Below are 24376 nucleotides of genomic sequence, written 5' to 3'. Positions count from 1 at the left end.
GATTCACGATACGAGGTGAAAAAGATGCTTGCTGATAAAGTAAAGCTTTCTGCGAAAGAAATTTTGGAAAAAGAATTTAAAACAGGCGTTAGAGGCTACAAGCAAGAAGACGTTGACAAATTTTTAGATATGATTATTAAGGATTATGAAACCTTCCATCAAGAAATTGAAGAACTGCAGCAGGAAAATCTGCAGCTGAAAAAACAGCTTGAAGAAGCCAGCAAAAAACAGCCTGTGCAATCTAACACAACAAACTTTGATATTTTAAAACGGCTGTCTAACTTAGAAAAACACGTTTTTGGCAGCAAGCTTTATGATTGATCACGCTTGAAAAAAATGGCGCTTGTAAATTGTAATCAGTTGTTATATAATAATTCATGTTCTTAACGTTCGGGTAATCGCTGCAGATCTTGAATCTGTAGAGGAAAGTCCATGCTCGCACGGTGCTGAGATGCCCGTAGTGTTCGTGCCTAGCGAAGTCATAAGCTAGGGCAGTCTTTAGAGGCTGACGGCAGGAAAAAAGCCTACGTCTTCGGATATGGCTGAGTATCCTTGAAAGTGCCACAGTGACGAAGTCTCACTAGAAATGGTGAGAGTGGAACGCGGTAAACCCCTCGAGCGAGAAACCCAAATTTTGGTAGGGGAACCTTCTTAACGGAATTCAACGGAGAGAAGGACAGAATGCTTTCTGTAGATAGATGATTGCCGCCTGAGTACGAGGTGATGAGCCGTTTGCAGTACGACGGAACAAAACATGGCTTACAGAACGTTAGACCACTTACATTTAAAATGATGAAAACAAGCTCTCCCGTATAAGGAGAGCTTTTATCTTGAAAAGAGAAAAGTTTTAAAAGACAGGGTGATACGATGAAGAAGTATACACTAATTGCAACGGCGCCGATGGGCATTGAAGCTGTTGTCGCAAAGGAAGTACGAGATTTAGGATACGAATGCAAGGTTGATAACGGGAAAGTTATTTTTGAAGGTGATGCACTTGCCATCTGCCGTGCGAACCTTTGGCTTAGAACAGCCGACCGTATAAAGGTTCAGGTTGCTTCTTTTAAAGCGAAAACATTTGATGAACTGTTTGAAAAAACGAAAGCGATTAACTGGCGCTCATTTATACCTGAAAACGGGAAATTCCCTGTCATCGGAAAATCGGTAAAATCAACACTTGCAAGCGTTCCTGACTGTCAGCGGATCGTCAAAAAAGCAATTGTCGAAAAGCTCAAGCTGCAGTCCGGCAAAGCCAATGATTGGATTGAAGAAACAGGTGCTGAGTATAAAGTGGAAATATCTTTATTGAAAGATCAGGCTTTGATTACACTGGACTCATCAGGGACGGGCCTTCACAAACGAGGATACCGTGTCGATCAGGGCGGTGCGCCGATTAAAGAAACACTTGCTGCCGCTTTGGTGCAATTAACCAATTGGACGCCGGACCGCCCGTTTGTTGATCCTTTCTGTGGCTCCGGAACAATCGCGATAGAAGCGGCGCTAATTGGCCAAAACATCGCCCCGGGATTCAATCGCGATTTTGTTTCAGAGGATTGGGAATGGATCGGTAAAGATCTGTGGAACAAAGCGCGGCTTGAAGTCGAAGAAAAGGCAAATTATGATCAGCCGCTTACAATTTTCGCTAGCGACATAGACCACCGCATGGTTCAAATTGCAAAAGAAAATGCAGAGGAAGCAGGATTGGGAGATCTAATCCAGTTCAAACAGATGCAGGTCAAAGACTTTACCACAAATCTGGAATTTGGCGTAATTGTCGGCAACCCGCCATATGGAGAGCGTCTCGGCGAGAAAAAAGCCGTTGAGCAGATGTACAAAGAAATGGGGCAGGCGTTCGAGCCGCTTGATACTTGGTCTGTGTATATGCTGACATCAAATGAAAACTTTGAGGAAGCATATGGCAGAAAAGCAACGAAGAAACGAAAACTCTTTAACGGGTTTATTAAAACGGATTATTATCAATACTGGTCAAAAGTAAGACCGCAGCGCAAGAAAACAGAAAACGCATAAAAAGAAGACGCTCTGCATGCGTCTTCTTTCATCTTTCAGCCCTATTCTATCGTTACCAACGGTGAGCTTTCGCGTTGCTTCTCAATATAATGTTGGTTTGGGACATTTCAGTGTGACCGTTTACTTGAGACTTAGAACGTTTAGGCCGCGTCCAATTGTGATGAAACAGTTCAGAATGCTGATCTAATCGGTTTCTATAACTCATGTCAACATCACTCCCTGATAGAATATTGTTGATAAGACGGATAATCCGGAGACGGAATATCAAGTGTAGTTTGTGCATGTTCCGGTGATAACATGCGGTAAAGCATGTATATAAAATGAAAAGTTCGCATACAATGATGATTATTTCCATCAGAGGTGATCTCATGCTGAACAGCGAACATTTTAATCTTATTCAAAGGGCGCTTGACGCAACAGCAAACGAGCTGAAGGAGCTCGGAACTGATTCGTCTCCGTCTGTGATTTCGCATGCGCAAACTGATTTAGAAAAAGCGGTAGAACATATTTATTCAACAGACCATCCTTTTTTATCGTCGCATGTGATCAATCGTAAGTAAACTGCAAAAAACTTGGCATTGCCAAGTTTTTTTATTGTATTCATCAGCGGAAAATGATATTATTGGTGGTCTGAATGTCGAATAGTTGGGGGTTGGAACTAGGTGACAACATCACGTTTGCCTTTTTCTTTAACGAAAACAAAGAATTTTTATGAAGAATTGAACAATTGGATTGGTGACGTGTTTTACGATATCCTTCCCGAAAAAGGGTTTGATCTTCGGGACGAGCAAGTATTTATGGCTTTTCAGCTGGAGCGGGCGTTTAAAGAGAAAAAAGTCATGTTCGCCGAAGCTGGAGTGGGAACGGGGAAAACGCTGGTATATCTTCTTTTTGCAATCAGCTATGCAAGGTATGTCGGCAAACCTGCCATCATCGCTTGTGCGGATGAAACATTAATTGAACAGCTGGTGAAAAAAGAGGGCGATATTTCTAAGCTGGCTGAGCATCTTGATCTGAAAATTGATACAAGGCTGTCAAAATCACATGAGCAATATTTATGCTTGAAGAAGCTTGAAAAAACAATGCAGCGTTCTGATGATGATAAATGGCTGGATCTTTATGAGTCGTTACCGTCATTTGTCCACGAGTCCCAGGCGATGCAGCGCTTTTATCCGTATGGCGACCGTAAGCAGTACGCAAATCTATCGAATGAAGAGTGGTCTGACGTAAGCTACGACTCGTTTCAGGACTGTCTGACTTGTGATATGAGACACAGATGCGGTCTGACACTTTCCAGAGATTACTACCGCAAGTCAACGGACTTAATCATTTGTTCCCATGATTTTTATATGGAGCATGTGTGGACGGAAGAATCACGCAAACGAGAGGGCCAGCTGCCGCTCTTGCCTGATCATAGTGCAGTTGTATTTGATGAGGGGCACTTGTTAGAGTTTGCTGCGCAAAAAGCGCTAACCTATAGAGTGAAGCAGTCTACTCTTGAATTGTTTTTAGAACGATTGCTGCAAAATGACATCAGAGAAGAGTTTGCAGAATTGATTGAAGATGCGCTTCTCGCAAACGACGAATTTTTCTATGTTCTTTCTGAAGAATCAAAGGAAGTAGCCGGTTCACACCGTTTAGAAATAAAAAATGACCAGCGTGTCAAAAAGGCGGCGGACGAGCTTTGCCGTTTACTTGATAAAATCGGTGAGGCACTTGTATTTGAGTCTGAAATGTATACGATTGATCAATACGAGTTGTCAGTAGTGGAAGAATATGTTGAACAAATGGCGTATTCATTATCTCTATATCAAAAGGATGCAATCAGCTGGCTGGAGAAAAAGGAAGCAGAATCAACTTTTGTCGTGATGCCGAGAACGGTAGCAGAAGTACTTGGCGAAAAAGTGTTTTCTAAGAAAATTCCTTATATCTTCTCTTCTGCTACGCTGTCAGAAGGCGGTTCGTTTGATTATATTGCCGACAGTCTTGGGATTCATGATTATTTGTCATTAACTGTTGATTCCCCTTATGATTATGACGAGCAAATGAGTATTAATTTATACGCAAAAACAGATATGGCCGCTGAACAAAAAACGGCTGAAACGATTGAAACAATCAAACGATACAAAGGAAGAACGCTGGTGCTTTTCCCTTCTTTTGAAGAATTAAACGAGTTTAAAGAGCTGTCGGCGGCATGGGAGCTGCCGTATCCAATTTTCTTCGAAGGTGATGAGGAAATCAGCAGCTTAGTAGAGAAATTCCAAGAGGAAGAAGAAACAGTACTTTGTTCAGTTCACTTATGGGAAGGACTCGACATTCCCGGTGACGCATTGAAGAATGTTACCATTTGGTCATTACCGTTCCCGCCACACGATCCTGTATTTACAGCGAAGCGCAACGGAGCGAAAAAAGATCCGTTCGAAGAAGTTGATCTGCCATATATGTTGTTACGTGTACGGCAGGGCATCGGGCGCCTGATTCGCTCGAATCAAGACAGCGGCTCGATTCACATTTACGCTGGCGGAGAAAATGAACGCATCATTGATGAGGTCAAAAAGGTCTTGCCTGTTGAACCGCACATGATGTAATGGAAAAAAGCTGACGATCGTTCGTCAGCTTTTTTATTTGTCAGCGGGATAGCCAGCCGCCATCAACTGCTAAAATATGTCCATTTACATAATCTGAAGCACGTGATGCCAAAAAGACTGCAGTCCCCCCGATATCATCCGCTTGGCCCCAGCGGCCGGCAGGAATTCTCTTTAAAATGTCCTCATTTCGCTTTTCGTCATCCCGAATAGGCTTTGTATTCGCAGTAGAAATATAGCCTGGGGCGATTGCGTTGACCTGAATACCTGACGCTGCCCACTCATTTGCAAATGATTTTGTCAAACCGGCAACAGCGTGTTTGCTCGCGGTGTAAGCCGGAACGAGGATGCCGCCTTGAAAAGACAGGAGAGAGGCAATATTAATAATCTTTCCATGACCTCTTTTCAGCATGTGCCTGCCAGCAAGCTGTGTCAGAATAAACAGGCTGTTTAGATTGACATTCAGTACGTGCTGCCAGTTCTCTTCTGGAAAATCTTCCGCTTTTTCCCGATGAATAATGCCGGCATTATTGACAAGGATGTCGATCTGCCTGTTTTCAAACAGCTCAGCTGCAGAATCCTTTATCGCTTCCGGCTTGCTCATGTCCAATGTAAAAGATGTAAATATCCGGCCTTCCTGTTCCACAAGCTGCTGTGTTTCAGACAGACTGCTTGTATGTGATGTGCCGATAATATCAGCGCCAGCCCCGGCTAGGGCTTTGGCTATTCCTTGACCGATCCCTGTTCCCGGGCCTGTCACCAGCGCTGTTTTTCCTTTTAATGAAAAGGCGTCATGTAGATAACCCATCTTATTTCAGCCCATCCATTGGAATGAGATCCATGTCCGTAAATGTGTAATTTTCTCCAGCCATCGCCCACACAAAGCTATAGTTTGATGTTCCTGCGCCAGAATGAATAGACCAAGCGGGAGAAAGGACAGCCTGCTCATTTCCAACAACAAGATGGCGTGTTTCGTCCGGCTGGCCCATGAAATGAAATACCTTTGAGTCCTTTTCAAGATCCAGATAAAGATAAGCCTCCATCCGACGGTCATGAACGTGTGCTGGCATGGTATTCCAGTTGTTGTTTTGATCTAACATCGTTATTCCCATCATCAGCTGACAGCTTTTAATGCCATCCTGATGAATGACTTTGTACAGACTTCTGACATTAGACGCTGCATCATCACCAAGGCGGTCCGGTGTCAGTTCAGATAGGGCGGCTTTTTGTGTCGGATAGCTTTTGTGGGCGCAAGCGGAGACGAAGTAAAACTTCGCTTTTTCCCCGTTCAGGCTTGAAAACGATACATCCTGATTGCCCATTCCAATATAGAGAAAATCCTTTGTTTGAAGCACATATTCATCATCGCCGACTCTAACGGCACCAGGCTGGCCGACATTAATAATCCCGATTTCACGCCGTTCCAAAAAGAAGTCTGTTTTTAGAAAATCACCTGCATCAAGCTTCAGTTCACTTTGCCCTGGAGCCGCTCCGCCGATGACAACCCGGTCTTCATGTGAGTAATACATCGTAAGTTTGTTTTCTGTAAATAAAGAATCCATTAAGAAATGACTGCGAAGCTCCTCTGTTGTAAAGCGTTTTACTTGTTCAGGATGTACAGAATAACGATTTTCCATTATATTTCCCCCTTGGTTAGGATTTCAGCATCACTTGAATGAAAATATTTTGGTAACGGTTTCAAAGAAAATTTTAGGATAAATAGTGAAAAGAGTCAACGAAAAAATAATGAATTGACATATTATTAAAAAAACTCTTCCCAAATTTTAAAATTATGGTATTCTTTTGTTGTAACGGTTTTGAAATCGGTTTCAAATATATGAGATACAGGAGCACTTGAATGAAAAAGAAAACAACAGGCCATACAACCATCAAAGACGTAGCTGAATGTGCAGGAGTTTCGAAATCGACAGTTTCCCGCTATATTAACGGAAAAATTGACGCGATTTCTCCTGAAAAAGTGAAAAACATTAAAAAGGCAATCGCAGAATTGAATTATCGGCCGAGTAAAATGGCACAAGGTTTGAAAATAAAAAAAAGCAAGTTAATCGGATTTGTTGTGGCTGACATTACAAATCCTTTTTCGGTCGCTGCTTTCAGGGGAGTCGAAGAGGTTTGTGATCAATATGGATACAGCATTATGGTGTGCAACACAGATAACAGTCCTGAAAAAGAGCGGGAAATGCTCTTAAAGCTAGAAGCCCATTCGGTTGAGGGCTTGATTTTAAACGCAACAGGGGAAAACAAGGATGTACTCCGCGCTTTTGCTGAACAGCAAATTCCAACAATCTTAATTGACCGGAAACTGCCGGATCTGAAACTGGATACCGTAACGACTGACAACAGATGGATCACAAAAGAGATTCTTCAGAAGGTGTACAGCAAAGGGTATACTGATGTCGCGCTGTTTACCGAACCGATTTCCTCTATCAGCCCTCGTGCAGAAAGAGCAGCTGTGTATCAGGAAATGGCTTCGGTTCAAAATGTGAACGGGCTTGTCAGATTGCATGAAATTGACGTAAAGGACAAGGAGCAGCTTAAGGCGGAGCTTCGTTCTTTTCACAAGGAAATGCCGGAGCAAAAAAAAGCGATTCTGGCTTTGAATGGCTTGATTATGCTGAAAATCATCAGCTGTATGGAAGAGCTTGGCCTGCGCATCCCTCAAGATATAGGGATTGCAGGATTCGATGATACGGAGTGGTACAAACTGATCGGTCCAGGCATTACAACGATCGCCCAGCCGTCACATGATATGGGCAGGACGGCGATGGAACGTGTATTAAAAAGGATTGAAGGTGACAAAGGAGCGCCTCAAACCATTGAATTAGAGGCAAAAGTCATCATGAGAAAGTCACTTTAATCCTAGGTGCCCTCAACTAAGAGGAGGTTGGGAAGAGATGAAGCTTGATGCGGTGACATTCGGGGAATCAATGGCCATGTTTTATGCAAATGAGTATGGAGGCCTTCATGAAGTATCCACTTTTTCTAAAGGGCTTGCCGGAGCAGAAAGCAATGTCGCCTGCGGCCTTGCCAGACTCGGATTTCGAATGGGATGGATGAGCAAGGTCGGCAATGATCAGCTCGGAACGTTTATTTTACAAGAGCTTAAAAAAGAGGGAGTGGATGTGTCCCGCGTGATCCGCTCGCAGGACGAAAATCCCACCGGGCTGCTGCTGAAGTCAAAAGTGAAAGAAGGCGACCCGCAAGTTACCTACTATAGGAAAAACTCAGCTGCAAGCACATTAACTACAGCTGAATATCCGAGAGATTATTTTCAATGCGCAGGCCATTTGCATGTGACAGGTATTCCGCCTGCTTTATCAGCCGAGATGAAAGACTTCACGTATCATGTCATGAACGACATGAGAAACGCAGGGAAGACCATTTCATTCGACCCTAATGTAAGACCTTCGCTTTGGCCTGATCAAGCAACAATGGTACACACAATCAATGATCTGGCTGGGCTTGCAGACTGGTTTTTCCCGGGTATCGCAGAGGGAGAGCTATTGACCGGAGAAAAAACACCTGAAGGCATTGCCGACTATTATTTGAAAAAAGGTGCCAGCTTTGTTGCTATTAAACTTGGAAAAGAAGGCGCTTACTTTAAAACGGGGACAAGTGAAGGATTTCTAGAAGGCTGCCGGGTCGACCGGGTGGTTGATACGGTCGGCGCCGGAGACGGATTTGCAGTCGGTGTAATCAGCGGTATCCTAGACGGTTTGTCGTACAAGGATGCGGTGCAAAGGGGAAATGCGATTGGCGCTTTGCAAGTGCAGGCACCGGGGGATATGGACGGTTTGCCGACCAGGGAGAAATTAGCTTCTTTTTTATCTGCTCAAAGAACGGTTCACCAAAAGAAAGGGGATTATTAATATGGAGTCCAAAGTCGTTGAAAACCGTCTGAAAGAAGCAAAGCTGATTGCAGTCATTCGTTCAAAGGATAAGCAGGAGGCCTGTCAGCAGATTGAGAGTTTATTAGATAAAGGGATTCGTGCAGTTGAAGTGACGTATACGACCCCCGGGGCATCAGATATTATCGAATCCTTCCGTAATAGGGAAGATATTTTAATTGGCGCGGGTACGGTCATCAGCGCGCAGCAAGCTGGGGAAGCTGCTAAGGCTGGCGCGCAGTTTATTGTCAGTCCGGGTTTTTCAGCTGATCTTGCTGAACATCTATCTTTTGTAAAGACACATTATATCCCCGGCGTCTTGACTCCGAGCGAAATTATGGAAGCGCTGACATTCGGTTTTACGACATTAAAGCTGTTCCCAAGCGGTGTGTTTGGCATTCCGTTTATGAAAAATTTAGCGGGTCCTTTCCCGCAGGTGACCTTTATTCCGACAGGCGGGATACATCCGTCTGAAGTGCCTGATTGGCTTAGAGCCGGAGCTGGCGCCGTCGGAGTCGGCAGCCAGTTGGGCAGCTGTTCAAAAGAGGATTTGCAGGCTGTTTTCCAAGTGTAAGTGGAATTGTTTTTTCATAACCGGAGGATGGGAGAATCCACAATATGAAAATCAAGGCGACAATTGAACGGGTACCTGGCGGAATGATGATTATTCCGCTATTTCTTGGAGCGGCGCTCAACACGTTTGCGCCTGGAACAGCGGAGTTCTTTGGAGGGTTTACGGGTGCTTTGATTACCGGAACGCTGCCGATACTGGGTGTTTTTATCTTTTGCGTAGGAGCAACGATTGATTTTCGTTCTTCAGGCTATATCGCAAGAAAAGGAATCACGTTATTATTGGGGAAGATCGGATTTGCGGCGCTGCTCGGCGTGATCGCAGCGCAATTTATACCTGACGATGGCATACAATCCGGCTTTTTTGCAGGCCTTTCTGTTTTAGCAATTGTCGCGGTAATGAATGAAACGAACGGCGGACTGTATTTGGCGCTCATGAATCACATGGGAAGAAAAGAGGATGCGGGCGCTTTCGCCTTTATCAGTACAGAATCTGGTCCTTTTATGACCATGGTGACGTTTGGTGTGACGGGACTTGCCGCATTCCCATGGGAAACGCTGGCAGCGACAGTCATCCCGTTTTTACTTGGATGTATACTTGGAAATCTGGATCATGATCTCAGAGACTTATTCAGCAAGGTTGTGCCGGCGATCATTCCATTTTTCGCCTTTTCGCTCGGCAATACCTTGAATTTTGGAATGCTGATCCAATCAGGGCTGCTCGGCATTTTTATCGGAGTTTCTGTCGTCATTTTATCGGGCAGTTCTTTGTTTTTGCTTGATCGTTTTATTGCGCGGGGAGATGGTGTCGCGGGAGTGGCCGCTTCTTCTACGGCAGGGGCGGCTGTAGCCGTGCCATATGCATTAGCGGAAGCGAATGCCTCATTTGCGCCAGTTGCTGAGTCGGCAACTGCAATTATCGCGACAAGCGTTATTGTCACCTCGCTCTTAACCCCGCTGGCAACAGTGTGGGTAGATAAAAAAATCAAGCAGAAAAAGCGGAGAACACCTCCGCCAAAAAATCAAATGACGATCAACTGAATAAAAAGGCTGCCACAAAACATACCGGCAGCCTTTTATACAAACAATTTGACTTTCATACCCCCTTCCATTAGCCTGTAATGGAACGGCTAGAATAGGGAGGGAATGGATATGGAGATACATACATATGAAAAAGAATTTTTTGATCTTTTAAAAAGAATCTCACATTACAGCGAAGCAGTTGCGTTAATGCACTGGGACTCCAGAACAGGCGCGCCGAAAAATGGCTCAGAGGATCGTGCCGAAAGTATCGGCCAGCTTTCAACAGATATATTCAATATCCAAACATCAGATCGAATGAAGGAGCTTATCGATGTCCTGTATGAACGATTTGATGACTTGTCGGAAGATACGAAAAAAGCAGTGGAACTGGCGAAAAAAGAGTATGAAGAGAATAAGAAAATCCCTGAGGCTGAATACAAAGAATACGTGATTCTGTGTTCAAAGGCAGAAACAGCGTGGGAGGAAGCGAAAGGAAAATCTGATTTCAGCTTGTTTTCTCCTTATTTAGAACAGCTGATTGAATTCAATAAACGTTTTATTACGTATTGGGGATATCAAGAGCATCCTTATGATGCATTGCTTGATTTGTTTGAGCCCGGCGTCACGGTAAAGGTGCTTGATCAGTTGTTTGCTGAGCTGAAGGAAGCGATTATCCCTCTTGTTAAACAGGTGACAGCTTCCGGAAATAAACCAGATACAAGCTTTATTACAAAAGCGTTCCCGAAAGAAAAGCAAAAAGAGCTCAGTCTGTATTTTTTACAGGAGCTTGGCTACGATTTTGATGGCGGAAGACTTGATGAAACCGTTCATCCGTTTGCAACTACGCTGAATCGGGGAGACGTTCGGGTCACGACGAGATATGATGAAAAAGATTTCCGGACGGCGATCTTTGGGACCATTCATGAGTGCGGGCACGCGATTTACGAGCAAAATATTGATGAAGCACTCAGTGGCACGAACTTGTCAGACGGCGCATCGATGGGAATTCATGAATCGCAATCATTATTTTACGAGAATTTTATCGGCCGCAACAAGCATTTTTGGACTCCGTACTATAAGAAGATTCAAGAGGCATCACCTGTACAGTTCAAGGACATCTCCCTGGATGATTTTGTCCGGGCAATCAATGAATCAAAACCTTCATTTATCAGGGTCGAAGCGGATGAATTGACGTATCCTCTTCATATCATCATCCGTTATGAAATTGAAAAAGCGATTTTCAGCAATGAAGTGTCTGTGGAAGATCTGCCGTCGCTTTGGAATCAAAAATACCAGGATTATTTAGGGATTACACCGCAGACCGACGCAGAGGGGATTTTACAGGACGTCCATTGGGCAGGTGGAGATTTCGGCTACTTCCCATCCTATGCGCTCGGCTACATGTATGCGGCTCAGCTGAAACAAAAAATGCTTGAGGATCTCCCTGAATTTGACGCTCTCTTGGAAAGAGGAGAGTTCCATCCGATAAAGCAATGGCTGACGGAAAAGGTGCACATTCACGGAAAACGGAAAAAGCCGTTAGACATTATTAAAGATGCAACAGGAGAAGAGCTGAATGTTCGCTATTTAATTGATTATTTATCAAACAAATATTCAAATCTCTATCTGTCATAATCAAAAGCCTGGCGGCGCGGTCGTCAGGCTCTTTTATATCGAATCCCCTTGAAATACGAATGATATCTAAAAAAACAAAATTAAAGTTCGGGAATTTTTATTTTCAGCCTATGCAAGAGATTAGAATCTTGATATAATTTATTACAATATAATAGGAACACTCATATAATCGCGTGGATATGGCACGCAAGTTTCTACCGGGCACCGTAAATGTCCGACTATGGGTGAGCAATGGAACCGCACGTGTACGGTTTTTTGTGATATCAGCATTGCTTGCTCTTTATTTGAGCGGGCAATGCTTTTTTTATTCTCATAACGGAGGTAGACAGGATGGAAGCACTGAAACGGAAAATAGAGGAAGAAGGCGTCGTATTATCTGATCAGGTATTGAAAGTGGATTCTTTTTTGAATCACCAAATTGATCCGCTGCTTATGCAGAGAATTGGTGATGAATTTGCGTCTAGGTTTGCAAAAGACGGTATTACCAAAATTGTGACAATCGAATCATCAGGTATCGCTCCCGCTGTAATGACGGGCTTGAAGCTGGGTGTGCCAGTTGTCTTCGCGAGAAAGCATAAATCGTTAACACTCACCGACAACTTGCTGACAGCGTCTGTTTATTCCTTTACGAAGCAAACAGAAAGCCAAATCGCAGTGTCTGGGACCCACCTGTCGGATCAGGATCATGTGCTGATTATCGATGATTTTTTGGCAAATGGACAGGCAGCGCACGGGCTTGTGTCGATTGTGAAGCAAGCGGGAGCTTCTATTGCGGGAATCGGCATTGTTATTGAAAAGTCATTTCAGCCGGGAAGAGATGAACTTGTAAAACTGGGCTACCGAGTGGAATCTTTGGCAAGAATTCAGTCTTTAGAAGAAGGAAAAGTGTCCTTCGTACAGGAGGTTCATTCATGAGAAATGGATTCGGCAAAACGCTGTCTTTAGGGATTCAGCATGTTCTTGCCATGTATGCCGGCGCCATTGTCGTTCCTCTGATTGTCGGAAAAGCAATGGGACTGACTGTCGAGCAGCTGACTTACTTAGTATCGATTGATATTTTTATGTGCGGTGTGGCTACACTTCTGCAAGTGTGGAGCAACCGATTTTTTGGGATCGGGCTTCCGGTAGTGCTTGGCTGTACCTTTACAGCTGTATCGCCGATGATAGCGATTGGATCTGAATATGGGGTTTCAACAGTTTACGGCAGCATTATCGCTTCAGGCATTCTTGTCATTCTTATTTCATTTTTCTTTGGAAAGCTCGTATCGTTTTTTCCGCCGGTCGTGACAGGCTCTGTTGTTACGATTATCGGTATTACACTGATGCCGGTTGCCATGAATAACATGGCCGGCGGAGAAGGAAGTGCAGATTTCGGAGATCTCTCCAATCTTGCACTTGCTTTTACCGTGTTGAGTATCATTGTGCTTCTATACCGTTTTACAAAAGGCTTTATCAAGTCCGTCTCGATTTTGATCGGTATTTTGATTGGCACCTTCATCGCATATTTTATGGGAAAAGTTCAATTTGATAATGTTTCGGACGCGGCAGTTGTTCAAATGATTCAGCCATTTTACTTCGGAGCGCCGTCTTTTCACGCAGCGCCTATCATTACGATGTCCATCGTTGCAATTGTCAGCCTTGTGGAGTCAACTGGTGTTTACTTTGCTTTAGGTGACCTGACAAACCGCCGTTTGACAGAGATAGATTTGTCTAAAGGCTATCGAGCTGAAGGACTGGCTGTGCTTCTGGGCGGTATTTTTAACGCTTTTCCTTACACGGCATTCTCTCAAAATGTCGGGCTTGTTCAGCTCACAGGGATCAAAAAAAATGCCGTCATTGTGGTCACAGGTGTGATCCTAATGGCATTTGGGCTGTTTCCAAAGATCGCTGCTTTCACGACTATTATTCCATCCGCTGTTTTGGGCGGTGCAATGGTGGCGATGTTTGGAATGGTGATTGCTTACGGAATTAAAATGCTCAGCCGCATTGATTTTGCGAAACAGGAAAATCTGCTGATTGTTGCTTGCTCAGTGGGATTGGGGCTCGGTGTGACCGTTGTGCCGGATATTTTCAAACAGCTTCCGAGTGCCTTAACGCTGCTTACAACGAATGGCATTGTGGCGGGCAGCTTTACTGCAGTCGTCTTAAATATTGTATATAACGTTTTTTCTAAAGCTAAAAAAATAGAACAAGAAGCTGACCTCGCTGAACAAAAAACAGCAGTCTAACTCCGCCGCGGCGGAGTTTTTTTTGCATATAAAAAAGATTGTTGCGGCACAATGTATGCAAAGAGGTGATCGCATGGCGTTTATTTTATCCATTGGAACAAGTCTTCCTGCGTATAATGTAAACCAAGAGAAAGCGGCCGAGTTCGCCCGCTATATGTTTCAGCATTCTTTTAAGGATATTGACAGGCTGTTATCCTCCTTTAAAAACGGGCAAATCCATTCGAGACAGTTTGTTAAGCCGATTGAATGGTATAAAGAGGGGCACAGCTTTGAAGAAAAAAATCAAATATACATAGAAGAAACACTTAAACACAGCAGAGCGGCTGTTCGTGAGTGCCTCTCTCATCCGGAATTTTTTCAAGAAGCCATTCCTTATGAGAAAGTGGAAGCTGTTTTTTTCGTCTCCAGTACAGGTCTTTCCACACCGAGTATCGAGGCGCGGCTTATGAATGAACTTCCGTTTTCTCCATATACGAAGCGGATTCCGATTTGGGGGCTTGGCTGTGCAGGAGGAGCCAGCGGACTTGCGCGTGCAGCCGAATACTGCAAAGCGTATCCTGAGGCTTTTGTGCTTGTCATTTCTGCCGAGCTGTGCAGCCTGACATTCCAGCCGGAAGATAAAACAAAAAGCAATCTGATCGGCACCTCGCTTTTTGGTGACGGCATTGCCGCAGCTTTATTATGCGGAGAGAAGGCGGACCGCAGGGTGTCAAAGCTGAAGCTTGCGCCGAAGATAATGGACGCCCAATCTGTTTTGATGAAACAATCAGAAGATGTCATGGGCTGGGACTTTACCGATCAAGGATTCAAAGTCATTTTCTCACGAGACATTCCGACCTTGGTGGAAAAATGGCTCAAAACAAATGTACAGATTTTTTTGGACAAACATAAGCTGTCATTCCATGATATCAGTGTTTTTTTGGCGCATCCAGGCGGAAAAAAAGTGATCGATGCATACATCAAAAGTCTCGGGCTGTCGTCAGAAAAGCTTTCATCTGCGCAAAGCATTTTGCAAAAGCACGGAAATATGTCTTCAGCCACAATCTTGTATGTGATCAAAGACCATCTGCAGAACGGACATAAAAAGGAAGCTGAACGAGGACTGATTGGCGCATTAGGGCCGGGTTTCTCATCAGAGTTGCTATTATTCAGCTGGGAAAAGGGGGCCTGACTCATGTTTTGGTTGTTGATCGCCATTCTCATTGTTCAAAGAGCAGCAGAAATGGCAGTGGCCAGGCAAAACGAACAAAAGGTAAAGAAGCAAGGAGCAATTGAATTTGGCGAGAGCCACTATCCGTATATCATTACGATGCATATCCTTTTTTTCCTGTCCTTAATTGCCGAGGTGCTGCTGATGAATAAACAGCCGTCCAGCTGGTGGCTCGGTATCGCTGCAGTGATTTTAAGCGTACAGATCGTACGGTATTGGGCGCTTTGTTCCTTAGGAGCATATTGGAATACGAAAATCCTTGTTGTTCCAGGTGTAGAGCTTGTAAAAAAAGGTCCATATAAATGGATGAAACATCCAAACTATGCCGTTGTTATCCTCGAAATTTTGCTGATTCCGCTGCTTTATCAAGCATACGTCACCATGTGTCTGTTTTCCATTTTCAATGCCGTGTTGTTAAGCGTCAGAATTCGCGCAGAAGACAAAGCATTACAGGAATACAGCGTAAAATAGCGATTGAAAATCATTCTCAACCATGTTAAAATGGATTTGAAAAAGATTCTCAATCAGGATGGTGAAGCAAATGACAATGCTGTTTTTGCTTGGAGCGGTTTGTACATATAGTGTATTAATTGGTTTTGTATTAAAAGGAATCTCTAATAAATCTGTTTGATGAATCTGGAACTTGTAAAAGTTGCAGATTTTCTTTTATAGAAGCTGCCGTAATGGCGGCTTTTTTCTATTCTCCTAAAGAAATTTGGTTTATTCTTGTGTAAAATGAAAAGGGAATGAATTCAGATCTTTCGAAAAAGGTTCACAATTGAAACGGCACAAAGGGGTTCAGACTTATGACAGATCAAAACAGAAAAGAGCTTTTGCATAAAACCGGGGAACTTTATAAGCAATTTATTGAGAATCAAGATGAACAAAGGGCTGCTAAACTGGCTGCGGTCATGAAAAAAGCGGCTGATGAAGAGGTTTATATCGCGTTTACCGGGCATTATTCAGCGGGGAAATCGTCACTGCTGAACTGCCTGTTAATGGAGAATATTTTGCCGACAAGCCCGATTCCGACAAGCGCTAACCTTGTTGTGATCAGAAACGGGGAAAAGCGAGTTCGGCTTCATACAACAGACGGAGCGTGTGCTGAGCTGGAAGGGACTTACCAGAAAGACAAGGTGCAGCAATATTGTAAAGACGGGGAACAGATTGAAAGCGTCGAAATTTTTGACAGGTATACTGAGATCGATTCCGGGGTTGCGTATATTGATACTCCAGGGATAGATTCAACAGATGATGCGCATTTTCTATCGGCTGCTTCTATTCTTCACCAAGCGGATGCGCTGTTTTACGTCGTTCACTATAATCACGTGCACGCTGAGGAAAATGTAAAGTTTCTCAGATCAATAAAAGAAAGCATTCCGAATGTGTATTTTATCGTCAATCAAATTGACCGCCATGATGAGACGGAGACGAAATTTGGAGACTATCAAGCGCAGGTAGAGGAGATGCTTTGCAATGAAGGGATTTCAAGGGAAGCGCTCTATTTTACATCAGTAACAGAACCGGATCACCCGTTCAATCAGATGGGGGCCCTGAGAGAAGAGTTAAGCAGAATAGAACAGCAATCAAAAAGCAATATGCAGGCTTTAACCGAACAAAAAGTCCGTAATCTGCTAAAGGAACATACGGAAATGCTGAAGAAAGACGAAACAGGCGCTCCGAGTTTCGCTGAACAGCTTAATATCCATACTGGACTGGTCCAATCGCTGCGTGATCAATTGGATGAGGCCGAAAAACAAATGACTGAGGCAGAGAAGAGGATGCAGGAAGAAATCAATCGTATTTTAAAAAACGCCAACCTGACGCCTTTTGAAATGCGTGAATTGGCGGCTGCATTTTTAGAATCACAAGAGCCTTCCTTTAAAACCGGCTTTTTCTTTTCTAAAGCGAAAACTGCACAGGAAAGAGATAAAAGGCGGAATGCTTTTTTCTCTGATGTGGCAAAACGAACAGAGGCCGAAGCGGATTGGCATATGATAGACACGCTTCATAAACTCGCCAAGGTATTTGATGTCTATACCGCTGAAAGTGAAAAGCTGATTCAGGCCTATCGCACACCGCTTGATATAAGCATCATTGAACACGCGGTCAAGCATGGTGCAGCCTTTTCCTCTGAATATGTATTGCAATATACAAAAGACTTGGCAGAGCTCATCCGGAAAGAGGCGAAAAGAGAAGCCGCAGACATCATAAAGGTGCTCTCCGCTATGGTGAAAGAGCGTGTTTCCAAAGATGTGCAAACAATTAACGACCGGCTCGTCCAAGAATCAGAAAAACTTGTCTTTCTTCAAGAACAGGCACGTTTAGAGAATAATGCCCGAGAGAAAACCGATCGCCTGTGGGCCATTTGGGAAGAAGAGTCCGCATGCCCAATGCATATAGACACAGAATGGTTTAAATCGAAGAAAACAAGAGTGGCGGCTCCAGAGCAGAAACAAGGCCGAAGCCAGCTGACGGCGCAGCCGATGCCGAAATCAGAAATCAAAATGGAACAAGAAATGCCGCTTCAAGACCAAATCAAACGCTTTTACACTTTGTCTGACATTTTAGGCGAATGCAGCATGTTGTTAAAGCAAACTTCAGCGTTTCGTGAAAGGGTGAAAAGGCTTGAGGAACGGAAATTTACACTCGCTCTTTTTGGAGGCTTTAGCTCGGGGAAATCATCATTTGCCAATGCGCTTGTCGGCGAAAGAGTGCTGCCATCCTCACCAACGCCAACCACAGCGACAATTAACAAGATCACAAAGCCAATCAATGGCAACTTAAACAAAACAGCGAATGTAGTGTTTAAGACAGAGGATGACTTAACGGCTGAAATTTTGCAGCTCACCGGAATACCAAAGGAGCCGGCAGGCCGTTCCTTCACAGAGAAGTGGGAAAAGGCAGTCAAAAAAAACAGGCTGCAGGAAGAACACGTGAAATTGATCAGCAATTTCCTGCTTGCATACGAGAAGTATCAGCAGTATATACAGGAACAGAAGAAATTAACGATTCCGCTCTCTGAATTAAAGCCGTATGTAGCAGAGGAAACAACGGCCTGTGCTGTGAAAGAGGTAACGGTCTACTATACATGCCCGCTCACTGAAAAAGGGATTACGATCGTTGATACACCCGGCGCGAGCAGCATGAATAAACGGCATACAGAACTGGCATTCCAATATATCAAAGATGCTGATGCATTTTTTTATATGACTTATTATCAGCACTCTTTTTCAAAAGGAGACCGTTCATTTTTGCGAAAGCTTGGACTTGTGAAAGAATCGCTCAGCATGGATAAAATGTTTTTTATTATTAATGCTGCAGACCTTGCAAAAGATAAAACAGAGCTCGAAACAGTGACCGATTATGTCAGCGCAGAGCTTGTAAAAGAAGGGGTTTATGAGCCGCAGCTCTTTACCGTATCAAGTAAGGAGGAACTGGTGGGAAAACCGGAGTCATTTTATAATCAGTTCTCGAAAGTAAGAAAACACTTAGACCGGTTTATCGAAGTGGATGTAAAAAAAGCGTCAGCAGCGCAGCTCAGTTCGGAGGCAGACAAACTATGCGAAACTGTTTTTCAGCTTCACCAATCCCAGCATCAGTCCCGAGAAGAGAAGGAAGCGCAGAAACAGTGCCTTATGCTGTCATTTGAGCGGACAGCGGCCGATATCGAGAAACGGCGGAACTCAAAAACCATCATTGAAAAAGTAAAAAAAGATACAAGAGAGCAGCTATATCACATTGCACAGCGATTATCATATTTTGCAAATGATTTATTAAAATCGGCATTTCATCCCGGGCTGCAAAACGGGGATTGGAAAAAGAACGTCAGTAAAGCGATGACAACAGCCTTACATGAATATCTATTTGAATATATTCAGGAAATCAAAACGCTTGATGTTCGCATGAGCGGTTTCATCGAACGGCATATCAATGAAGAATGGCTGGATCATTTTCAAAAAACATTAAACGAGGACGGTTATTTTTCCGTTTATGCGGGTGATCAGCATTCGAACGGCATACAGTTGAAGGAAGTTGAACCGGAAATAGAAGAACGTGCTTTTGAGCAGGAACTAAAAGAGATCAAATCACCGAAGCAGTTTTTTGAGCAGAAAGGAAAAGCGACCTTTATCGAAGCTGTACGGATGAAACTTACGAAAATCACAAAGGCATGGATAAAAAATGAAGAAGAAAGCCTGATATCTCATTACACTGCTCACCTCAGACGCTTACAGGAAGATATGGGTGAAAAAGCAATCGCGCAAATAACGGATCAAAAAGAGACATATTTAAGAGGATATGCGGAAGGGGAACATGCGAAAGAGATTGAAATGGCGTATCAGGCGTGCATCTCCTGGAAAAATTCAGACAATACAATAAAAATGTAAAATTCAGTTGGCTTGTATTTCAAGTCATGATAGACTAAATAGAAAAAAGCGAGATGAACGATTAATGTCAGAGGTACATAAAGCAATTTCAGCACATTCATCAAAACAGCACGAGCATATCAAAGCATTTATGCGTCTTGAAAATATGCGTGAATTGGCGATTGAAGAAGCTGTTGCTAAATGCAGAAACGATGAGCCTTATACTACAGATGCAATTAATGAAATTACCGAGCAAATGAATCAGCTCGCTAAAAAAGGCATCGTCCCGACAAGACGGCTTGTATCAAAAGAAATGGTCAGAGAATACGTAAGCCGCATGTAAGCTGGATGATCCTGTCGCGAGTGAACCTCCTGCCGGAAGCATATACTATATGCATCCGACGTAAGGGGGGATTCATGTTGGGCAGAACAAAGCTCGGAAACAGAAATGCACAGGCGAATAACAATGCCAAAAAGAAAAACGGATTTCAAACCCATTTTGACTCTTACGCAGGACGCGAAGCTGAAAAGCTGATCGCCAGCAACAAAAGACACAACGATTGATAAATATTCAAACAGTATCTCTAATTAAAGAGATACTGTTTTTTATTTTTGGGCTGCTTTATGATAAAATAGAAGGAATGAAAGAAAAGGGAGTTATTTGATGAATAATAATAAACTATTGCTGGTTGACGGCATGGCTCTTTTATTCCGGGCCTTTTTTGCCACGGCCGTACATCGCAACTTTATGATAAATGACAGCGGGGTGCCGACGAACGGCGTCAACGGCTTTTTAAAGCATTTGATTACAGCTGTGGAAACATTCCAGCCGACACACGTCGTCTGCTGCTGGGACATGGGGAGCAAAACGTACCGAAATGACTTGTTCCAAGATTATAAGGCCAACCGCAGCGCGCCGCCTGTGGAGCTGATTCCGCAGTTTGATTTGGCAAAGGAAGCAGCCGCAGAGCTTGGAATCATGAATATTGGCTTTGCCGGCTATGAAGCGGATGACTGTATCGGTACTCTTGCCGATTTATTTGCGAATGAAGCGGACATTACGGTGGTAACAGGGGACAGAGATTTACTTCAGCTGTTAACGGATAAAGTAAGCGTTGCTTTGCTTCAAAAAGGAATCGGAAATTATAAAGTCTATACAAAAGAGACTTTTTATGAAGAAACAGGCGTAATGCCGAAGGCTTTGATTGATATTAAAGCGCTTATGGGTGATTCCAGTGATAACTATCCCGGAGTCAAAGGCATTGGAGAAAAAACAGCCTACAAACTGATTCGTGAATACGAAACGATTGACCGTTTATTGGAAAATCTTTCTCTTCTTCCAAAAGGACAGCAGGGAAAAATTCAGCAAGGTTTAAGCGATTTGGAGATGTCGAGGAAGCTTGCGGAAATCCATTGCTCAGTGCCGCTGGCCTGCACACTGAAAGACGCTTTATTTACTTTGCAAATGGAGCAGGCGGCTGACATGCTTCGCCGCCACCAAATTAAAGGAATTGAGCGTATGCTTGAAAAGCTGAACGCTAGAGAGATCGTTTAGATCCTCTCTAGCGTTTTGTATTGCTTTTTTTTGCTCTCTCCTCAAGCTCTGTTTTAGGGTCATTATGTGTATTGCCTTCCAGGTCGCCTTGCGGAGTAACACCGCCGGTCAGCTGGCCTTTATCTTTCTTTTTCATGTTAGTTCACCTCGCCATTAGGATGAACCAATGATCAAGATTTAATTCTTTTCATTCAGCCGAATCGCTTCTTTTGCCAGAAGATCGGCTTTTTGGTTTTGCTTGCCCGGTATCCATTTGATGAAAAAAAGAGGGAATGCCGCTTTTAATCGGATGATCTCTTCTACAAACGGTTGAAACGTTATATTTTTAACCATTTCAAGCTCAGTGGCGCGTTCCACAATATCTGAATCTGTTCGAAAGGAAACTGATTGATACCCGCGCGTTGCACATAGCTTCATCCCTTCAATTAATGCAAGAAATTCCGCTTCCTGGTTTGTATGCACTCCGATTGGAATAGAGAAGGATTCTGCTGTTCCCTCATGTTTGATAAAAATGCCGATACCGGAAGGTCCGGGATTACCAGCGCTTGCGCCGTCTACGTATATTTCTGTAGGCATTATGAACTCCTTTCATCTTTAGGTATCATTTTTTTGGCTGCATAAGCATAAGGCAATGAAATCAAAGATACCGCAAACTTAATCAAATATGTAGAAATAAAAATATGAAGCCACACGCCTGCCGGATAAATGCCGAGAAAGGCGACTGCAGTGAATATGAATGTATCAAACATCTGGCTGACTGCTGTACTGCCGCCGTTTCTGAGCCATAAAAGCCGATCAGAAGGAAATATCCTTCTAATTGCCGAATATACATAAACATCCAGCGTTTGGCTGAAGATAAAGGCAAGCAGACTTCCTAACGCAACTCGCGGAAGGAATCCGAAGATCGTTTCCAGCGCTGTTTGTGATATGTCGCTGGAAGCCGGTTCGAAAAGCAGCACGCCCTGCATGACAAAAGTCAGCGTCAGGAGCGTTGAGAATCCGAGCCATACCGCTTTTCTGGCTTCAGCTGGTCCGTATTTTTCATTCAGCACATCTGTCGCAAAAAAGATTGTGCCATACATCACATTCCCGAGTGTCGCTGTTAAGCCAAACAGTTCGACTGTTTTGACGACTTGGAGGTTGGCGCAGACTGTCGCAAAACCGATCCAAACAAACAGTCCCATTTTGCCAAATCCTTTATAAAATAAAAGAACAATGATAAAATGAATGATCGCAAAAAAGATCCAAAACGAATTATTAAACAAGATGAAAAAGCTTCCTTTCCGGGGTAAGATTGGTTTGATTATAGCATAAGCCCGGCAACTAATGAATGGTAAGGTGATTGTAATGAAGCTCAGACCGCATTTGAAAATAGAAGCAAAAGGAACGGGATCCGTCTCATTTTTTAGCGAAGACTGGCTGACAGCACAGCAGGCACGTACGTTCGCCAGAGAACTTGGCCGTTTTCCATACATGAAGGAGCTAGAGTTCGAAGACGAGAAAGGCGGCAGCTGGACGCTGAAGGAATTGGAAAAGCTGACAGAGGAGCTTGCTCAAGAGCCTGATGACATTACTGTTTATTTTGACGGCAGTTTCGATAAAGAGAGCGAACTGGCCGGTCTCGGGATCGTCATCTATTACTCATTGGGAGGAACCCGGCATCGCTTGAGAAAAAATAAAAGCTTCCGGCTGAAAACCAATAATGAAGCTGAATACGCAGCGCTTTATGAAGCAATAAGAGAAGTAAGAGAGCTTGGGGCAAGCAGAAATTCAATTACAATCAAAGGGGACTCGCTTGTTGTGCTGAATCAGCTTGACGGCAGCTGGCCTTGTTATGATCCATCTCATAATGAATGGCTGGACAAAATAGAAGCACTCCTTGAATCGCTGAAGCTTACTCCAACCTACGAAACAATACAACGAAAAGACAATCAGGAAGCTGACGGCCTCGCTAAAAAAATTCTATCCCATCAATTCGTAGAAAGCCACACGAAATTAGACCGTAACGGAGATGACGATATTGGATAAGAAAATGATCTTTAAAGAACTGACAGAACTGCACGATGAATATTGCAAGGACTGTTTTATTAAGAAGCAGTTTCGCAAAGAATTTGGCAAAACTTATGCGCATTCATTTTGTATCAATAAATGTACGGTTGGTGAAAAGTTGAAACAATACGGAGATGTCTTAACCAATCACTAAAAATAAAAACCGCAGAAGCTGCGGTTTTTATTCTTTGAATTCATCCAGCTGATGCTCGCTGTCATCTAGCAGCTGCTGTTGCTGCTTTACAAATTCAGGATCATCGAGAGCTGCCAGCTCTTCAGATTGTGACAGTTCTCTAGCATCCTCAATGGCTTGGTATGCAGAGTCAACTAATGTTTTGCTTTGGCCTCTCGTCGCAGCTCCTGTTGTTTTCTGCGCTGTTTCCACCGCTAGTTCCAGCTGCCGCTTATCCGTAAAGCCAGTCTGATCCTCATTATGAAATTCTGAAGTCACAAAAAACACCTCCGCCATTATTTTGCAGAGTTTTTTTGAAATTTATGTACCAAAATAGAAAAGAAAATAAAAATAAGCCGATATAACTATTGAACCAGAATAAATAGGACCGTTTTACTATTTGAGGTATCTTGATAGAGAAGGGGAACGCAGCTATGGATGATAAAGACTTGAAGTTGATCCTTCACAAAACATTTATAGAAATATACAGTGATTTAGAAGAACTGGCGGATATCGCGAAAAAAGGAAAACCATCAATGGAAAAGTATGTTGAAGAGATTGAACAGAGGTGTAAACAAAACATTTTGGCGATTGAAATCCAGATGAAAATCAAATAGGAGAGGCGAATGCCTCTCCTCTATTTGTCATCTCATCATCATGTATTGAGTTTAGAGTTTTACAACATTAGAAGCTTGAGGTCCACGATTACCTTCGACAATTTCAAAAGAAACTTCTTGTCCTTCTTCTAATGATTTGTATCCATCTCCTTCGATAGCTGTGAAGTGAACAAATACATCGTCTCCGCCTTCAACTTCAATGAAGCCGAATCCTTTTTCGTTGTTGAACCATTTTACTTTACCGTTTTGCATATTGCTTAATTCCTCCTAGTACTGTAGCACTCATGTGCTAAAAAAAATTTTGTTATCATCTAACTTTGATTCATTGTTAAATGATGGTTCAACTATACACCATCTGGGAGCACCCGTCAAGTTTCGAAACGGCTTATTTTTCAAAAGAAGGGCAAGTTTCATAAAAAAATGTAACCGCTT

The 24376-nt window shown here is 43.3% G+C and carries 30 protein-coding genes, 1 other RNA gene and 1 riboswitch; of the genes, 22 read left to right on the top strand and 9 right to left on the bottom strand.

Annotation, left to right across the window (positions count from 1 at the left end; all coding sequences use genetic code 11):
- The first annotated feature begins 24 nt into the window (after nt 1-24).
- The 3 genes from gpsB (at nt 25) to MKY50_RS11295 (ending at nt 2025) form a co-directional block, all read left to right on the top strand.
- On the top strand, nt 25-321 hold the full coding sequence (gene gpsB, locus MKY50_RS11305) for a cell division regulator GpsB (protein ID WP_003225629.1): 297 nt from the start codon (nt 25-27) through the stop codon (nt 319-321).
- 65 nt (nt 322-386) lie between these two features.
- An RNA gene (gene rnpB / locus MKY50_RS11300) (RNase P RNA component class B) lies at nt 387-767 on the top strand.
- Between the two features lie 100 nt (nt 768-867).
- Entirely contained in the window at nt 868-2025 is a 1158-nt protein-coding gene (locus MKY50_RS11295; protein ID WP_009967571.1) for a THUMP domain-containing class I SAM-dependent RNA methyltransferase, read from the top strand.
- Between the two features lie 52 nt (nt 2026-2077).
- Here the strand turns inward: MKY50_RS11295 and MKY50_RS11290 are convergent, their stop codons facing one another.
- On the bottom strand, nt 2078-2230 hold the full coding sequence (locus MKY50_RS11290) for a YpzG family protein (protein WP_010327933.1): 153 nt from the start codon (nt 2228-2230) through the stop codon (nt 2078-2080).
- A gap of 163 nt (nt 2231-2393) precedes the next feature.
- Here MKY50_RS11290 and MKY50_RS11285 point away from each other — a divergent pair, with 163 nt between their 5' ends.
- Nucleotides 2394-2585: a hypothetical protein gene (locus tag MKY50_RS11285; protein ID WP_003246090.1), complete on the top strand. Its 192-nt coding sequence runs from the start codon at nt 2394-2396 to the stop codon at nt 2583-2585.
- Nucleotides 2586-2687: 102 nt separating this feature from the next.
- Entirely contained in the window at nt 2688-4613 is a 1926-nt protein-coding gene (locus MKY50_RS11280; protein WP_014477152.1) for an ATP-dependent DNA helicase, read from the top strand.
- Nucleotides 4614-4653: 40 nt separating this feature from the next.
- Here the strand turns inward: MKY50_RS11280 and kduD are convergent, their stop codons facing one another.
- Both kduD and kduI read right to left on the bottom strand, forming a co-directional pair.
- Nucleotides 4654-5418, bottom strand: a complete 765-nt coding sequence (gene kduD / locus MKY50_RS11275; protein ID WP_003230720.1) for a 2-dehydro-3-deoxy-D-gluconate 5-dehydrogenase KduD — start codon at nt 5416-5418, stop codon at nt 4654-4656.
- Between the two features lies 1 nt (nt 5419).
- Nucleotides 5420-6247 carry a 5-dehydro-4-deoxy-D-glucuronate isomerase gene (gene kduI, locus MKY50_RS11270; RefSeq protein WP_003230722.1) on the bottom strand — a complete coding sequence of 276 codons (828 nt, stop codon included), beginning with the start codon at nt 6245-6247 and terminating at the stop codon, nt 5420-5422.
- A 221-nt stretch (nt 6248-6468) separates the two neighbouring features.
- Here kduI and kdgR point away from each other — a divergent pair, with 221 nt between their 5' ends.
- The 14 genes from kdgR (at nt 6469) to exnP (ending at nt 21106) form a co-directional block, all read left to right on the top strand.
- On the top strand, nt 6469-7488 hold the full coding sequence (gene kdgR, locus MKY50_RS11265) for a pectin utilization transcriptional regulator KdgR (RefSeq protein WP_003230725.1): 1020 nt from the start codon (nt 6469-6471) through the stop codon (nt 7486-7488).
- 37 nt (nt 7489-7525) lie between these two features.
- Nucleotides 7526-8500, top strand: a complete 975-nt coding sequence (gene kdgK / locus MKY50_RS11260; RefSeq protein WP_003230727.1) for a 2-dehydro-3-deoxygluconokinase — start codon at nt 7526-7528, stop codon at nt 8498-8500.
- A 1-nt stretch (nt 8501) separates the two neighbouring features.
- On the top strand, nt 8502-9092 hold the full coding sequence (gene eda / locus MKY50_RS11255) for a bifunctional 4-hydroxy-2-oxoglutarate aldolase/2-dehydro-3-deoxy-phosphogluconate aldolase (protein WP_003230732.1): 591 nt from the start codon (nt 8502-8504) through the stop codon (nt 9090-9092).
- 44 nt (nt 9093-9136) lie between these two features.
- A complete protein-coding gene (gene kdgT / locus MKY50_RS11250) occupies nt 9137-10129 on the top strand; it encodes a 2-keto-3-deoxygluconate transporter (RefSeq protein ID WP_003230734.1) in 993 nt (330 codons plus the stop codon).
- Between the two features lie 111 nt (nt 10130-10240).
- Complete coding sequence (gene ypwA, locus MKY50_RS11245; protein ID WP_041336383.1) at nt 10241-11746, top strand: carboxypeptidase; 1506 nt, start codon at nt 10241-10243, stop codon at nt 11744-11746.
- A 141-nt stretch (nt 11747-11887) separates the two neighbouring features.
- A riboswitch (purine riboswitch) is annotated at nt 11888-11987 on the top strand.
- An 89-nt stretch (nt 11988-12076) separates the two neighbouring features.
- Nucleotides 12077-12661 carry a xanthine phosphoribosyltransferase gene (gene xpt, locus MKY50_RS11240; protein WP_003230744.1) on the top strand — a complete coding sequence of 195 codons (585 nt, stop codon included), beginning with the start codon at nt 12077-12079 and terminating at the stop codon, nt 12659-12661.
- Nucleotides 12658-13974 (top strand): xanthine permease PbuX, encoded by a 1317-nt coding sequence (gene pbuX, locus MKY50_RS11235; RefSeq protein WP_003230748.1) that lies wholly within the window; start codon nt 12658-12660, stop codon nt 13972-13974. The genes xpt and pbuX overlap by 4 nt, the downstream gene beginning before the upstream one ends.
- Nucleotides 13975-14047: 73 nt before the next feature.
- A complete protein-coding gene (gene bpsA / locus MKY50_RS11230; RefSeq protein WP_003230750.1) occupies nt 14048-15145 on the top strand; it encodes a type III polyketide synthase BpsA in 1098 nt (365 codons plus the stop codon).
- 3 nt (nt 15146-15148) lie between these two features.
- A complete protein-coding gene (gene bpsB, locus MKY50_RS11225) occupies nt 15149-15655 on the top strand; it encodes an alkylpyrone methyltransferase (protein WP_004398552.1) in 507 nt (168 codons plus the stop codon).
- A 70-nt stretch (nt 15656-15725) separates the two neighbouring features.
- Complete coding sequence (gene fbpC / locus MKY50_RS11220; RefSeq protein WP_100069434.1) at nt 15726-15815, top strand: Fur-regulated basic protein FbpC; 90 nt, start codon at nt 15726-15728, stop codon at nt 15813-15815.
- A gap of 175 nt (nt 15816-15990) precedes the next feature.
- Nucleotides 15991-19572, top strand: a complete 3582-nt coding sequence (gene dynA / locus MKY50_RS11215) for a dynamin GTPase (protein ID WP_341116683.1) — start codon at nt 15991-15993, stop codon at nt 19570-19572.
- 64 nt (nt 19573-19636) lie between these two features.
- Nucleotides 19637-19894: a YpbS family protein gene (locus tag MKY50_RS11210; RefSeq protein WP_003230757.1), complete on the top strand. Its 258-nt coding sequence runs from the start codon at nt 19637-19639 to the stop codon at nt 19892-19894.
- A 74-nt stretch (nt 19895-19968) separates the two neighbouring features.
- Entirely contained in the window at nt 19969-20115 is a 147-nt protein-coding gene (locus tag MKY50_RS11205) for a hypothetical protein (RefSeq protein WP_003230761.1), read from the top strand.
- Nucleotides 20116-20215: 100 nt separating this feature from the next.
- The gene (gene exnP / locus MKY50_RS11200; RefSeq protein ID WP_003230763.1) at nt 20216-21106 is read left to right on the top strand and encodes a 5'-3' exonuclease ExnP; all 891 of its coding nucleotides are present in this window, start codon (nt 20216-20218) and stop codon (nt 21104-21106) included.
- A gap of 7 nt (nt 21107-21113) precedes the next feature.
- On the opposite strand, the gene sspL is transcribed toward exnP, so the two are convergent.
- Genes sspL through MKY50_RS11185 form a run of 3 tightly spaced genes read right to left on the bottom strand, consistent with a single transcriptional unit; the run spans nt 21114 to nt 22371 of the window.
- Entirely contained in the window at nt 21114-21242 is a 129-nt protein-coding gene (gene sspL, locus MKY50_RS11195; RefSeq protein WP_033884785.1) for a small, acid-soluble spore protein L, read from the bottom strand.
- Between the two features lie 41 nt (nt 21243-21283).
- Complete coding sequence (locus MKY50_RS11190; RefSeq protein ID WP_336154343.1) at nt 21284-21682, bottom strand: reverse transcriptase-like protein; 399 nt, start codon at nt 21680-21682, stop codon at nt 21284-21286.
- Nucleotides 21682-22371, bottom strand: coding sequence for a queuosine precursor transporter (locus MKY50_RS11185; protein ID WP_144530220.1), 690 nt, complete (start codon nt 22369-22371; stop codon nt 21682-21684). Before MKY50_RS11185 ends, MKY50_RS11190 begins: the two co-directional genes overlap by 1 nt.
- Before the next feature lie 82 nt (nt 22372-22453).
- Here MKY50_RS11185 and MKY50_RS11180 point away from each other — a divergent pair, with 82 nt between their 5' ends.
- A complete protein-coding gene (locus tag MKY50_RS11180; RefSeq protein ID WP_003230769.1) occupies nt 22454-23134 on the top strand; it encodes a ribonuclease H family protein in 681 nt (226 codons plus the stop codon).
- Nucleotides 23127-23309 (top strand): zinc-finger domain-containing protein, encoded by a 183-nt coding sequence (locus MKY50_RS11175; RefSeq protein ID WP_004399003.1) that lies wholly within the window; start codon nt 23127-23129, stop codon nt 23307-23309. The genes MKY50_RS11180 and MKY50_RS11175 overlap by 8 nt, the downstream gene beginning before the upstream one ends.
- 27 nt (nt 23310-23336) lie before the next feature.
- Here MKY50_RS11175 and MKY50_RS11170 read toward each other — a convergent pair whose 3' ends face one another.
- Complete coding sequence (locus tag MKY50_RS11170; protein WP_004398863.1) at nt 23337-23606, bottom strand: DUF2564 family protein; 270 nt, start codon at nt 23604-23606, stop codon at nt 23337-23339.
- Between the two features lie 155 nt (nt 23607-23761).
- Here MKY50_RS11170 and degR point away from each other — a divergent pair, with 155 nt between their 5' ends.
- Nucleotides 23762-23944 (top strand): transcriptional regulator DegR, encoded by a 183-nt coding sequence (gene degR, locus MKY50_RS11165; protein ID WP_003230774.1) that lies wholly within the window; start codon nt 23762-23764, stop codon nt 23942-23944.
- A 51-nt stretch (nt 23945-23995) separates the two neighbouring features.
- Here degR and cspD read toward each other — a convergent pair whose 3' ends face one another.
- Both cspD and MKY50_RS11155 read right to left on the bottom strand, forming a co-directional pair.
- Nucleotides 23996-24196, bottom strand: a complete 201-nt coding sequence (cspD, locus tag MKY50_RS11160; RefSeq protein WP_003230776.1) for a cold-shock protein CspD — start codon at nt 24194-24196, stop codon at nt 23996-23998.
- Between the two features lie 30 nt (nt 24197-24226).
- Nucleotides 24227-24358 (bottom strand): hypothetical protein, encoded by a 132-nt coding sequence (locus MKY50_RS11155; RefSeq protein ID WP_339187120.1) that lies wholly within the window; start codon nt 24356-24358, stop codon nt 24227-24229.
- Nucleotides 24359-24376: the final 18 nt, after the last annotated feature.

The sequence above is a fragment of the Bacillus sp. FSL R7-0685 genome, from assembly GCF_038002425.1.
Taxonomy (GTDB): domain Bacteria; phylum Bacillota; class Bacilli; order Bacillales; family Bacillaceae; genus Bacillus; species Bacillus subtilis.
The sequence above is the reverse complement of the archived record's forward strand: the minus strand, read 5'-3'. Positions and strand labels throughout refer to the sequence as shown.